This is a genomic window from Mucilaginibacter terrae (assembly GCF_042679325.1).
Taxonomy (GTDB): domain Bacteria; phylum Bacteroidota; class Bacteroidia; order Sphingobacteriales; family Sphingobacteriaceae; genus Mucilaginibacter; species Mucilaginibacter terrae.
This window is the reverse complement of the sequence record NZ_JBHTMJ010000011.1, coordinates 454,448-467,885: the sequence shown is the minus strand read 5'-3', so window position 1 is coordinate 467,885 and position 13,438 is coordinate 454,448. Positions and strand designations below refer to the sequence as shown.

The following is a 13,438-nucleotide window of genomic DNA, read 5'->3' as shown; positions in this document are numbered from 1 at the left end:
GCATAGAAACATTTATAAAAATTCCCTGTAATTTCTCTTCCAATACTGATTTATAAACCCCCATTTATAGTCTTTATAATTTTTAATAGTATTTATAGGGAGCTCAACAATTTTAATTTTCTTATCACCAACAATCTGATTAATATAAATACCGTCTTTAAAACGTTCATCATGGCATTGCCTCCCACTTATGTTTCCAATTCTTATTGTTCTATAATTTTTGATATAGAATAAATCACTATCCCAGTTCATATCTGCACATCCACTACGATGATACGAATAGTAATAATTTGAATGAGGGATTCGCTTTGAACCGGGAAATTTTTGTAAATCTATTACTTTCTTGAAGGTATGATTGTCCTTATCGTAAATTAACACATCTGTAATTCCGGGTACATTGGTCATGTATTCAATTAAGATATCTTTATAACCATCATTATTAAAATCAACAAATTGTTGATGTGGAGAATATACGCTATCCTGGTATATCGTGTCTCTTTTTTGATTTAGAATAAAAAGGCTATATGCACTGTTGCAGGTTATTGTAAAACGTTGGTCATCGACATTACCAGTAATTGAATTAAGTATGGTATCGACTTTTAGCACTTTTTTAGGATAGGCATTTAACATTAGAGCAGTTTGCCTTACACCTAATATAGGTTTATTGGTATTAGTACTTTGTTTGCAAGAGAAAGTTAGTATAAAAATCAGCAAGTAAAAGCAGCTGTTAAACCTAACGATAGAGTTATTTATACCAGCTTTTTTATAGATAACATTTGACATACAAAAATGGGGTATTTAGCTTATGGTCGGTGTTATCACTGCACCACTTATAAATAGTGTTACTCTTTTCCAAATTGTTCAATTTCTGCAATTACATCCTCTGCGCAATACTGAAAATAAGCAACATCATATTGAGCCAATACAGCCGAAAAATCCCATTTCTTCATACCACACATTTCAGCCGCCTGTGCTAACGATAATTTTTGAGCTTCGTATAATTTTGCAGCTATTAACTGCACGGTTTCGTCATGCTCTTTTTCAAGAGCATCTGGAATCTGGAGTGTCATGGTAGTCATATCATTTAACTATTCATATTTAAATATACACAGAAAGTACTTCATCAAAATCATTTTACTTGCATTTTCTGTATGCACTGCATGATGCACTCATTATCGTTAAGAGGTGGCTTTAGTTAAACTCGCACCAATTTCCTTTTATAACGAAGCTTGTGAGGTGCTGCATACTAATAGATACAATACAGCATCGAACCCAAAAATGGCCTAATAAATACAACGTACAGTATTAGCATATAGCGGGTGCTATCACCTAAAAGTAAAGTTGACGATATATTAATTTCTGAATCTCCAGAATTTAGCCACTTCAGCTCCGGGAGAAATTATTAGTAGCGTATCGTTTTTAAAACTTAAGCGAGTAATGTACTCATTATCTCTACAACAACTCTTCATCGGCAAAGCTGAAAAAGCCACCGTCGGTAATAATCAGATGATCGAGTACGCCAATGTCCAGGATACGGCCTGCTGCATGAATTTTGCGGGTGAGGTCAATATCCTGCTGGCTCGGTTTTAAATTGCCCGAGGGGTGGTTATGCGCCAAAATAATAGACGATGCCTGGTGTTGCAGGGCAATATGAAAGATGATCTTAGGATCGGCCACCGTGCCCGATAGGCCTCCCTTGCTAATCAGTTCTTTGGCAATAATTTTGCAGCTGCGGCTCAACAGCAATATCCAGAACTCTTCGTGGTTCAAATCTACCAAATGACGGCGCAATACATGATATACGCTGCGGCTACCGTTAATAACTTCAGGTGCTTTAACTTCGGTATCGCCGCGGCGGCGGCCTAATTCGAGGGCGGCAATAATAGATATAGCCTTGGCTTCGCCTATTCCTTTAAATTTAGAAAGTTCGGCTACCGATGCCTTGCCCAATCGTTGCAGATCGTTATCGTAGTAGTGGAGTATGCGCTTGCTCAGCTCCACCGCCGATTCATCGCGACTGCCCGAGCCTATGAGTATGGCTATAAGTTCGGCATCGCTTAATGCCCGGCGGCCCTGTGCATTCAGCTTTTCGCGCGGACGATCCTCTTCGGCCCAGGCTTTAATGCTTATTTTATTTTCATACGCTTCCACGCCGTTAAGCTATTCAAAAATCAGTACAAAACAAAAAAAGGGCTGCATAGTTATGCAACCCTGATCCTCATTTTTGAAATGAATATGTTAAGCTAAGCCGTTAACAAACTTAGTCAGTTTCGACTTGTTGTTAGAAGCTTTGTTTTTGTGTATAACGTTTTTCTTAGCCAAACGGTCAAGCATCGAAATTACGGTGGTCAATAAAGGAGCGGCTTCAGTTTTAGAAGTAGCACCTCTTAATTTTTTGATAGCGTTTCTGGTTGTTTTAGCCTGGTATCTGTTACGCAGACGCTTAGTAGCGTTGGCCCTGATTCTTTTTATTGATGATTTATGATTTGCCATTTGAGCTAATTATCTTTTTATTTTTCGGATTGCAAATATATCGCTAAAAAATATAACTATCAAGTATCTAATAAAAATATTTTTCGGTAACAGTTAAACAATATAATAATGGCCTTTATGTAAAACTAAAATGCCTTAAATAACTAATTAACAGCAACTACGCCAACGCCAAAAGCAGCGTTACCGGTTCCGCCTACTAATCCCTTAGCATATACCGTATAAATTTTGCCGCTCTCTAAATTAACCGTTGCTGTGGCAGAACGGGTTGTACCACTAACTACCGATAATACATAAGCTCCGGCATTAACTTCGGTTGAAGGTGCTATGCCCCTGAAATTTTGCTGGGCAACTACTATTCCGGTAGCCGAATTCAGCGTAGCTGCAGTAGCGTTAGGTGCCGCGTTTACAAAACGAACCTTAGCTTTACCTGCACCCGGAACGGTTAAATCGTCGGTAAAATACAATAAACCTAAGCTGCTGTTTTGCCCAACCAGTAAAAAGGTATATCTGTTATTGGCATCAAACTGCACCTGCGATGAGGTTAGCGTGGATTCGCCGGTGGTAGATCTGATGTCGACATCCTGATCGCCGAGGTAAGTTTTTTGGTATCCCGAAGCCTCGCCGTAATTGATACCCGTTGTAGTTCTTAAAATATCCTCCACATATAACCTGGCAGAGCCGGCATCGGGGCTGGCATTAATAAAATTAACTTCGGCACCAATGGTATCTTCAAAATTGTAAGGGTCATCTTTTTTGCACGATGACAATAACGTAAGGCCTAACAAACCAACAAATGCATAGCGCAACGTTTGTTTTATGGTAAGAGTAACTTTTTTCATAGAAAGCATTTTCGTAAAAATTGACCTTAAAAAGGCCGTGTGTTAGTATGTGTAAACGTAAAACCGAAAGTGGTAGTATTTGTTTTTTTGTACCTTGCTGCCTAAAGGGTACTGTAGCCACATAAATAATAGCTTAATAACCTATTAATCAATAACTACGAAATTGAAATTTTTTGTTCGGTTTTTACTGGGTTGTTTTTTTGTATGCCTGTTTGCATCGTGGGGATTTTATGCACATTACCGCGTTAACCGCCTGGCTATATTCACCTTACCTAAGGCCATGAGCGGTTTTTACCAGGCCAATATTAAATACCTTACCGAGCATGCTATTAGTGCCGACAGGCGACGTTATGTAGACTCGGCCGAGATACCACGCCACTTTTTTGACGCCGACCGCTACGGTAAAAATCCTTTTCATACTGTACCGCAAAAATGGACCGATGCCGTGCTAAAGTACACCGCCGATACCCTGCACAAATACGGCACCCTGCCCTGGACCATTCAATATAACTACTACCAGCTGGTAGATGCCTTTAAAAACCATGACACCAGCGCCATAAGGCATTACTCGGCCTACCTGGGCCATTATGTGGCCGATGCCTGTGTGCCGCTGCATACCACGCAAAACCACGATGGGCAACTTACCCACCAGGATGGCGTACATGCCCTTTGGGAGAGTCGCCTGCCCGAGCAATTTGGCAACACCTATAATTATTATGCAGGCAAAGCCCGTTATATTGAAAATCCATTATGGCAGGCTTTTATATTATGCCGCGGCTCGTTTAAAAGCGCCGATTCGGTTTTACGCCTGCAACGGCAGCTGGATAAAACTTTCCCGGCCGATAAAAAGTATGAAACCATATTGCGGGGCAAGCGTAAGATCAAAGATTATTCGGCGGCATACTGCCGGGCTTATCATACTTTACTTAAAGGAATGGTAGAACGCCGCCTACGCGTTGCGGTGCTTAATACCGGCAGTTATTGGTACTCGGCCTGGGTTGATGCTGGCCAGCCCAGCTTGAACAAACTGATAGACACTATACCCGATTTAGCCGAACAGCAAAAAACCGCCCATGAGGCGGCTTTGTATAAAATGGGGAAGATAGTTCCGCTACCTAACTTTGGTGTAGTGAACAAACCCTTGCTTCCGCTGCCATTAAGCAGCCGTACGGCTAAACCGGCTCCGTAAAGCGGCTACTATGGGTGGCAATAAAGATACCACTACTATACCTAAGGCAATAAGCGAAAAATTCTTTTCAAAGAAAGGTACTTTACCCAGCAGGTAACCTAAAAACAGGAAAATCACGATCCAGGCTATGCCGCCTACAATGTTATATAAACTATAACGGCCAAATGGCATACGGCCCACACCGGCCACAAACGGCGCTATGGTACGGATGATAGGCATAAACCTGCTGAAAATTACCGCCTTACCGCCATGTTTATCGAAAAATGCTTTGGTTTTTAAATAATAATCGAGCTTGAGCACTTTATTTTCGGCCTTAAAAACTTTGACTCCCAAATAATTTCCCAACATGTAATTGACCGTATTACCTAAAAAGGCGGCAATTATTAAAATTAAGGCCAGCAGGTATATATTCAAACCTGAATTACCAGGAGCAATTAATGCACCTGCGGCAAATAGCAAGGAGTCACCAGGTAAAAACGGGGTAACCACAAAACCGGTTTCAGCAAAAATGATGATGAACAGGATGAGATAGGTCCAGGCCTGGTAATCACGGGTTATATCCTTTAATTCCTTGTCAATGTGTAAAATGAAATGTATTAGATATTGAATTGTTTCCAAAGCTCAAAAGTTTGGGCAAAAGTAATCATATTTATGATGTGGCTAAAGATTTATCTGGTAACCGGCGGATTATTAGCCAGCACCCCAAGCCCGAAGGCGGCGGTATCGGTTGTAGCTTTGCCCACGATGCCGCGAGAGTATAGCGTATATAAACGGCCATCCTGTACGGTAACGTTCGGCAGCTCGGCTATACTGCTGGCAGAAGTTCCGGCAGGGTACACCCTGAACGTATAATTACCCGGCGACAGTGTAATGTAGTTTGACACGGTAGCAAAAGCCGTATTTTTTATAGCTACAGTTCCGTTCACCCATATATCTACATTTTCACTGCGTAGTGATGCATTTACAAAACGGATTTTCCCTCCCTTACCAACAGGCGGCAATGAGGTGGTATCGTCAACAGTTACAATTGTTTTAAGAGAGTTATTGGAATATAAACCTGTAAAAAATAAGCTGTACCGCGTATTAGGTAAAAAACCTCCGGTGTATGTATAAAATATCATCGTAGAATCGCCCGAACGGGTAGACCGAACCTGCAATGGTATATCGGTTTTATTAAGGTAAAAGTAGGCAGGTGTTAAACTATACCTGTAAGCGTTGTTTATTTTATCAGTACTCATATACAACTCAATGGGGTACGAATCGGGGCTGAGGTTAAGCACCTGCAACTGCACATTAGAGTTAGTTGGCGTAACCGTATCGCTGGTACCGCAGGAGGTAAGCAAGGGCAACACCAGTACCGCCATATTAAGCAGTAACAACACGTTAAATAAATTGAGTCTCTTTAGCATATAGAGGTATTACTGGTTAGTGGTTAAACCTGCCTTAAACGTTCTGTCGGTAACCCGGCCCTGGCTAAACAACGTATAGTTATTACCAACATTAAGTGTTAACCTGGTGCTATATAATAGCGTATTAGTATCTGCATCGCGTATTTCAACAGCTTTAACACCTGTACCCCCTACGGGTTTAAATACACTGGCTGATTTAAAAGCAGTAGTGGTAAAATACAATGTATCATTTAAAGTAACTTTTAGCTTGGTTGTCTCGGGCGATGCCACCACAAACCGCAGCTTAGCATTTCCGGTATCGCTTACTATAGTATCCCTGAGTATAAACGCGGTATTAGCGGTAGGGCCGGCCGTAAATAAAGAATACCTGCGGTTATCTGTACCGGTGGTGTCAACAGTAACAGGTACAGTAAACAAAATCTCTGAATTATCAAAAGTTTGGTTATTAAACAATCGCCGAAAGGCAAGCTGGCTGGCATAAGGAACATCAGTATAACCGCTGGCCGCTAACGGAAAAATACCCGTAGTGCTGTTTTGACGGGTTCCGTTCAGGTAAAAGTTCAGGATGTCATCGCTGGCATTTATGACGTTAACGTTAACTTCCAGGCCAACTATAGTTGGTGCCGGATCATTCTTCACACAAGCTGCCATTGTAAACAGTAACAGGGTTAGTAAAGCGTTTACACGTAAGTTTTTGATCATAGCCAAATTTATAACTGCTTTTTTCAAAGTTTGTTATCTTATACTTAACTAAAAAGTCCGGTTTTGCAACCGGACTTTCATTTTTGGATTTATAATTAAGTTTACAACTTAAGCGTAGGTATTCAGCATCACCGGCATCACCAGCATCAGCACATCTTCATTTTCATCGCCGCCTTGTGGCAGTAATAAGCCGGCACGGTTTGGCGTGCTCATGTGCAGGGCCACTTCTTCGCTGCTCAGGTTTTTCAGCATTTCTATCAGGAAACGGGCGTTAAAGCCTATCTCCAGGTCCTCACCTTCGTACTGGCAACTCAGGCGCTCGTGGGCCTCGTTAGCAAAATCAATATCTTCTGAGGAGATGTTCAACTCGCTACCGCTAACCTTTAGGCGAACCTGGTGCGTGGTTTTGTTCGCGTAGATAGCCACACGCTGCAAGGTGCCTAAAAACGCCTGGCGATCGATAGTCATTTTATTAGGATTACTTTGCGGGATAACGGCTTCGTAATCGGGGTAACGCTCGTCAATTAAACGGCAAACCAGGTTAATGTTACCGAATTTAAAGAACGCGCTGGTATTGTTATACTCTACCGAAACGTTCACATCATCAGATGGCAACGCCGATTTTAACAGGTTCAGCGCCTTTTTAGGTAAAATGAACGAAGTATTGGTTTCGGCCTTGGCATCTAAACGGCGGTAGCGCACTAACTTATGCGCATCGGTTGATACGAAGGTTAAGTATTGGTTGGACAGCTGGCAGTAAACACCCGTCATGGCCGGGCGCAACTCATCGTTACTAACGGCAAATATGGTTTTGTTAATAGCCTCGGCCAGTACCGATGCCGGCAGGTTAACCGACGATGCATTTTCTACAACCGGTATTTTAGGGAAATCCTCACCGTTTTCGCCGCTCAGTTTGTATTTACCGTCTCCGGCGCTAATTTCAATGGCGAAAGTTTTATCATCCACCGAAAAAGCTATAGGCTGCTCGGGTAACGATTTTAAAGTATCCAATAAAATACGTGAAGGGATAGCAATGCGGCCATTCTCTTTAGCCTCAACCGATAAGGAAGTGGTCATGCTGGTTTGCAGATCGGTAGCCGATATGGTTAATATACCGTCTTTGATCTCAAACAAAAAGTTTTCCAGTATAGGCAAAACAGTACTGCTGCTTAAAGCACCACTCACCGCCTGCAATTGCTTCAGTAAGGTTAACGTCGAAACAATGAATCTCATAAACAAATTTTAATCAACCCAAAAGTATAAAAATTTAGTGGGCATACTTCCTTTTGCGGTAATAATGTTGAAAAATAGCAAATATCAACACCGCTGCCAGCGGCACTACGGCGTTCACCACCTGCCAGTATGTTTTCTCGTTACGGAGGCGGGCCCGGTTTAGCAGGCGCAGCTTTATTTCTTTAGTACGTAGGGCAATTAGCCCCGAATCGTCGGTTAAATAATCGGCTATATTGAGCAGTAAATTTTTGTTGCCGTAGGTTTGCTGGCTGTACCTGTCGTACCCGAGCGGAAACGGTGAGCCATCGCTGCCTACCTGGTTTTTAAATATATCACCATCGCTTAACACGATCATTTTTGCAGGCTTGCTGGTATTAAGTACCGGGATGTTTTCCGTAATACCCTCGGGCACCGGGCGGTTTTTAAAATTGGACGTAAACTTACCTTCTACCAATACCCCTACTGCTTTAGGCTGACTTTGAAACTCACGCGGATTAGGCTCCTGCTCCAATGCCTGTAAAGATAAGGTACGCGGCGCGGTCAGCTTTTTATTAAAAGGCGATGAACTCAACAGGATGATTTGTCTCAACCCTTTTACCGGCAGCAGATCTATCGTACTGGCAAACTCACTGCGGATGCCTTCGAGGTTTTTAACTACCGGGTGTTTGGTAACCGGCATAAACACCGGGTAAAACAACCAGGGCAGCATTTGTATTTGCGCTTGCCCACCCATGTTGCCGGTACTCACCGGAATTTGCGAACAGTTGAGATCAGCTATCAGGTCGTAATTAATGCGCACTCCGTACCGAAAAAGCTGATCGTCTATATTCAGTTGTTTGGGGAAAGCCATTTGCTCGCCGCCGTGGCCGCGCAAACTGTCCAGCTCGGCGCTTACCTGATCTATAGCCCACAACACCCTGCCGCCCTGCATCAGGTATTGGTCTATCTTAAACTTTTCTACTTCGGTAAAAGGCTTTTCGGGCTTAGGAATCACCAGCAGCTTCAGGCTCTTTAAGTTAGCGAAAGGTATGGTTTGCAGGTTAACCCGGCCTACCTCAAAACCATCGGCCAGGCTTTTTAGCGCGTCGTTGAGTTGAAGGTCTGTCAGTTCTTTATGCCCATCGGTAAAACCTATCCGCGGGCGGCCACCACTGCTTACCTTTTTAATAGCTGAGGTTAAGGCATATTCCAGGTTTTGGATCGAATTGTTCAGCACTTCATCGGGGCTTAAACCTATCCGGGTTTGCAATAGCTTCACCCCTATCTGCCGTTCGCCCGAGGTAACAATTGCCGCCGGAAAAATAATTTTTTGCGATACGCCATTATCTGTTTTTACACTGAGGTTGGTAGGCTCAATACCCTGCTGCTGCATGGCTTGTATGGTTTGTTCCTGCTCCTGCTCACTAAGGCCTTCCAGCGGATTAATAAAATTAAAAGTAAGGCGATGATTGCTGTAGGCCTGCAAATCGTTCAGCATATCGCGCGTTCCTTGCTGCAGACGTTTCATGCCGCCGGGCAAATCTTTGCCTTCCAGGTAAACGGTCACTACTACCGGCTTGGGCAGGCTATCTAATATATTACGACTCACATCAGATACGGTAAAGCGTTTTTCGGCCGTAAAATCAAACCGGGTATAGGTAAAGTGCGATAATAGTGCTACAAACACCAAAGCACCGATTAGTATAGGCAGTGCTGTGTATTTCAAACTTTTTTCCCGCTGACGAGCAATTACCAGTAAGGTTAAGCCAATAAATATGCCCGATAGTATAATGAAATAAGCCAGATCGCCCGTGTTTAAAACGCCACGGCCTACGGCATCGTAATGCTCGGCTATGCCAGCATTTTCTATGTTGCTTGTTTGCAACGATAGCAGGCCGCTTAAAGAGTTAAACCCGCTATAAAAAAAGTAGCTGATGAAAACGGCAATGGTAAAAGCGATGATCTGGTTTTTACTTACTGATGAAGCGAACAAGCCAATGGCCACAAATGCGGCACCCAGCAAAAACAAACCGATGTAGGAACCTATAACGGCCCCCATATCCAAATTACCCTGCGGATTACCCAGTACCGATACCGAGTACACGTATATCAACGTGGGCACCAGCGCAAACACCACCAACAGCAAACAGGCCAGGTACTTGCCCATAACAATTTGCCAGTCGGTAAGCGGGCGGGTAGCCAATATTTCTAAAGTCCCCTCGCGGCGTTCTTCGGCCAGGGAACGCATGGTGATGGCCGGTATTAAAAACATGAACAGGTACGGTGCAGTGCTGAACAAGCTTTCTAAACTGGCATAACCATACTCCAAAATGCTCGACTCGGGGAACACCCATAGAAACAAACCCAGCACCAGTAAAAACACCCCGATGGTTACATACGCCACCAGTGAACTGAGGTAAGAACTGATCTCTTTTTGAAATATACTAAACATAAAGCCCCTCCCAAACCCTCCCCGGGAGGGAGGGCTTTAAAATTGAATGCATGGTTTGTTTCTTAGCTCCCTCTCTCCCGGGGAGGGCTGGGGAGGGGCTTACCATCCAAACCTGTACGCCACCCTGATCCCAAATTGCTGCGCACGATTTTTAGCCCAGTCTTCAAAACGCAAACCTAAGTCTATCATGTTTGTACTGCTTTTATTAATAGGAATAAGGAAACCGGTACCTATGGAATAAGCAAACAGGTTCTGATTAAAGCCGTTGTTATGGTCTATTACGCTACCCAGTTCAGCTTCGGTATAAAACCGGGGGTCGAAATAATATTTAATACCTGCTTTAAGCGGCACAAAGGTATCGTTACCCTGGCTAGCGCTGCCTATTAAAAAATTTTTACGATGAAATTGGTTGATACCTGCCGTAATTACCGCGCTGATAGTGCTGCTAACCGGTAGTTCAAACTTGCCCGATACGCCATAGCCTATATTGTATGCACTCCGTTGAAGCAAATTAAGTTCGGGGCCAATGCTCAGGGCTTTGGTGTTACGCTCCTGTGCTTTTAAAGTGCTATGTATTAAAGGCAGTAAAAGCAGCAGTAAACCGTATTTTTTCATCATCATGTAATAGTAGATTTAATCGGGCTCAAATTAAGCTATATCCTGTTAAAACAAAAAGTCCCTGCCGCTTTAAATTGCAACAGGGATATTGTATAAATGTTATTTTTCTTTGCACAACTGACCCATCTGATATCAATTGGTTAAATTTATAAAAATCTCTTCCAGGCTTTTGCCGCTGTGGTTTTCTTTTAAGCCTTGTAAACTATCGTTTGCTACAATGTTTCCTTTATTAATGATAATAACCTGGCTGCAAGTGGCCTCTACCTCCTGCATAATATGGGTAGAAAGAATAACCGTTTTAGTAGCACCCAAATTGCGGATGAGCTGCCGGATACCTACCAGTTGATTAGGGTCCAGCCCGGAGGTAGGCTCATCCAGTATCAGTACCTGCGGATCGTGCAAAATAGCCTGCGCCAAACCTACCCGCTGCCGGTAACCTTTTGAAAGCTGCCCTATCTTCTTATGCTGTTCGGGCTGCAGGCCGGTTTGCGCTATTACTTCGGCAATACGCTGGGCCGGGTTATGCAATTGATGAATGCCGGCCACAAAACCAAGGGCTTCCTTTACATACATATCGGTATAAAGCGGGTTGCTCTCGGGCAGGTAACCAATATGGCGCCTTACATCCAGTGTTTGTGTAACTGTATCAAAACCACATATACTGGCTTTTCCTGCCGTTTGAGGTATAAAGCCGGTCAGCATTTTCATGGTGGTTGATTTGCCCGCGCCGTTTGGGCCTAAAAAACCCAGCACACCCGGCATTGCCGTAAAGCTAATTCCGTTTACCGCCTTTTGCGTGCCGTAATGTTTTGTTAACCCCTCAACCCAAATGCTCATGGCGGTAAATTTATAGTGCAAACGTGAGATTACGAATTAATAGCTGAATTTTAATTACCAGGCAGGTAAAGGTAAGTTTTGATATGAATTTACAGGATATAAGCAATAACTCAATGATTGGAAGTATTTATGGCTATCTGCTTTTAGGATTAGCATTTAAGAATTGACGGCGTGATTGCCTTGATTGATTTGCTCCTACTATAATTTATTAACATGGTAATTCAAAATTCATCAAACAAAAGCCTATCTGAACCGTGTTTAAAAGAAATTAAAATAACTAATAGTAAAACACATCGCCATATATGAAAAATTTAGATCAACTCCTGCAATCTTTCTCGGGCCAGGATTCAGAATTAAACCGCCGCGATTTTATTGGCACTGCCGGTAAGGGCTTAGTTGCAGCTACCGTTACAGGAGGTTTAACATCTGGTGCTGCGCTGGCGCAAACTACCGGCAGCCCGGGTGGAGGTGGCGGTAAATCAATGGCTAATGTAATTACCGTAGATGTTCCCAGTCAGCATGCTACCAGCGAACGCCAGCAGGAAAACAGCACTAAAATGCTAAACCCCGATAACCGTATAGGCTACGCCATTGTGGGTATTGGCGAACTAACCATGGGGCAACTTATGCCTGCGTTTGGTTCGTGTAAATATGCCAAGCCTGTTGCCCTGGTAAGCGGTGATGCCGCCAAAGCTAAAAAGGTAGCCGCCCAGCACGGCATCCCCGAAAAAAATATCTACAACTACCAGAACTTCGACGAGATCAAAAACAACCCGGATATAGATGCCGTGTATATTGTGCTGCCTAATAGCATGCACGAGGAATTTGTGATCCGGTCGGCCAAGGCGGGTAAGCACGTACTTTGCGAGAAGCCTATGGCTAACTCGAGTAAGGAAGCGCAGAACATGATAGATGCGTGTAAGAAAGCGGGTAAAAAACTCATGATCGCTTACCGCATACAATACGAACCCAACAACCGCTTAATGATGAAGTGGACGCGCGAAAAGCATTTTGGGCAGGTAAAGGTAATTGACTCGGTTAATGTGCAAAACATAGGCGACCCTAACCAGTGGCGCTTAAAGAGAGCATTGGCCGGTGGTGGTTCCCTGCCCGATATTGGCTTGTACTGCATTAATACCAACCGGTTTTTAACCGGTGAGGAACCTTACATGGTATCGGCCGTGATCCATAGTGATGCTGCCGACCCGCGCTTTAAAGAAGTAGAAGATAAAGTGATGTGGCAAATGTTTTTCCCAAGCGGTACTATAGCCAATAATACTACTGCTTACAGCGTACACGACTCGAAGCATTACCGTTGCTACGCCGCAAACGGCGGCTGGTTTGGCATGGACCCGGGCTATAACTATAACGGTTTAAAAATTGAAGCCTCACAGGCTCAGGGCAAACTGGAGATGAAACAAAATGTAATAGTTGGCGAAAAGCAGCAGTTTGCCTTGGAGATGGACCACTTTGCCCAGTGTATTATGGAAAACAAAGAGCCCTACACTCCGGGCGAAGAAGGCCTGCAAGACCAAAAAATAATGGAAGCCATTTACGAAGCAGCCCGCAGCGGCAAACCTGTAAAACTGGATAAAATCACCACTATAGATACTTTCAGGAACGCGGCGAATGCGCCGAAGGAATAGTTGAACTGCAGAAACAAGAGGCAAGAGATAAGAAACAAGTA

The 13,438-nt window shown here is 43.5% G+C and carries 14 protein-coding genes; 2 read left to right on the top strand and 12 right to left on the bottom strand.

Annotation, left to right across the window (positions count from 1 at the left end; translation table 11 throughout):
• Positions 1–12 precede the first annotated feature (12 nt).
• The 5 genes from ACFQ3S_RS11725 to ACFQ3S_RS11705 all read right to left on the bottom strand — a co-directional run bounded on the left by ACFQ3S_RS11725 (position 13) and on the right by ACFQ3S_RS11705 (position 3,332).
• The gene (locus ACFQ3S_RS11725; RefSeq protein ID WP_377164567.1) at positions 13–783 is read right to left on the bottom strand and encodes a hypothetical protein; all 771 of its coding nucleotides are present in this window, start codon (positions 781–783) and stop codon (positions 13–15) included.
• Positions 784–842: 59 nt separating this feature from the next.
• Entirely contained in the window at positions 843–1,079 is a 237-nt protein-coding gene (locus tag ACFQ3S_RS11720) for a UPF0175 family protein (protein WP_377164565.1), read from the bottom strand.
• 373 nt (positions 1,080–1,452) lie between these two features.
• The gene (radC, locus tag ACFQ3S_RS11715; RefSeq protein WP_377164563.1) at positions 1,453–2,151 is read right to left on the bottom strand and encodes a RadC family protein; all 699 of its coding nucleotides are present in this window, start codon (positions 2,149–2,151) and stop codon (positions 1,453–1,455) included.
• Positions 2,152–2,238: 87 nt separating this feature from the next.
• Complete coding sequence (gene rpsT / locus ACFQ3S_RS11710) at positions 2,239–2,493, bottom strand: 30S ribosomal protein S20 (protein WP_377164561.1); 255 nt, start codon at positions 2,491–2,493, stop codon at positions 2,239–2,241.
• Between the two features lie 143 nt (positions 2,494–2,636).
• Entirely contained in the window at positions 2,637–3,332 is a 696-nt protein-coding gene (locus ACFQ3S_RS11705; RefSeq protein ID WP_377164559.1) for a DUF4397 domain-containing protein, read from the bottom strand.
• 163 nt (positions 3,333–3,495) lie between these two features.
• On the opposite strand from ACFQ3S_RS11705, the gene ACFQ3S_RS11700 reads away from it, so the two are divergent.
• Entirely contained in the window at positions 3,496–4,521 is a 1,026-nt protein-coding gene (locus ACFQ3S_RS11700) for a zinc dependent phospholipase C family protein (protein WP_377164557.1), read from the top strand.
• On the opposite strand, the gene ACFQ3S_RS11695 is transcribed toward ACFQ3S_RS11700, so the two are convergent.
• From ACFQ3S_RS11695 to ACFQ3S_RS11665, 7 genes are all read right to left on the bottom strand, one after another.
• Positions 4,489–5,139, bottom strand: coding sequence for a DedA family protein (locus ACFQ3S_RS11695; RefSeq protein WP_377164555.1), 651 nt, complete (start codon positions 5,137–5,139; stop codon positions 4,489–4,491). The two genes, ACFQ3S_RS11700 and ACFQ3S_RS11695, sit on opposite strands and share 33 nt — an antisense overlap.
• 50 nt (positions 5,140–5,189) lie before the next feature.
• Positions 5,190–5,930, bottom strand: coding sequence for a DUF4397 domain-containing protein (locus tag ACFQ3S_RS11690; RefSeq protein WP_377164553.1), 741 nt, complete (start codon positions 5,928–5,930; stop codon positions 5,190–5,192).
• 9 nt (positions 5,931–5,939) lie between these two features.
• Complete coding sequence (locus ACFQ3S_RS11685) at positions 5,940–6,632, bottom strand: DUF4397 domain-containing protein (RefSeq protein ID WP_377164551.1); 693 nt, start codon at positions 6,630–6,632, stop codon at positions 5,940–5,942.
• Positions 6,633–6,740: 108 nt separating this feature from the next.
• Positions 6,741–7,865 (bottom strand): DNA polymerase III subunit beta, encoded by a 1,125-nt coding sequence (dnaN, locus tag ACFQ3S_RS11680; protein WP_377164549.1) that lies wholly within the window; start codon positions 7,863–7,865, stop codon positions 6,741–6,743.
• Between the two features lie 34 nt (positions 7,866–7,899).
• Positions 7,900–10,296 (bottom strand): gliding motility-associated ABC transporter substrate-binding protein GldG, encoded by a 2,397-nt coding sequence (gene gldG, locus ACFQ3S_RS11675; protein WP_377164547.1) that lies wholly within the window; start codon positions 10,294–10,296, stop codon positions 7,900–7,902.
• 99 nt (positions 10,297–10,395) lie between these two features.
• Positions 10,396–10,917, bottom strand: a complete 522-nt coding sequence (locus ACFQ3S_RS11670; RefSeq protein ID WP_377164545.1) for a hypothetical protein — start codon at positions 10,915–10,917, stop codon at positions 10,396–10,398.
• A 129-nt stretch (positions 10,918–11,046) separates the two neighbouring features.
• Complete coding sequence (locus tag ACFQ3S_RS11665; protein ID WP_377164543.1) at positions 11,047–11,751, bottom strand: ATP-binding cassette domain-containing protein; 705 nt, start codon at positions 11,749–11,751, stop codon at positions 11,047–11,049.
• Between the two features lie 302 nt (positions 11,752–12,053).
• Here ACFQ3S_RS11665 and ACFQ3S_RS11660 point away from each other — a divergent pair, with 302 nt between their 5' ends.
• Complete coding sequence (locus tag ACFQ3S_RS11660) at positions 12,054–13,397, top strand: Gfo/Idh/MocA family protein (RefSeq protein ID WP_377164541.1); 1,344 nt, start codon at positions 12,054–12,056, stop codon at positions 13,395–13,397.
• Positions 13,398–13,438: the final 41 nt, after the last annotated feature.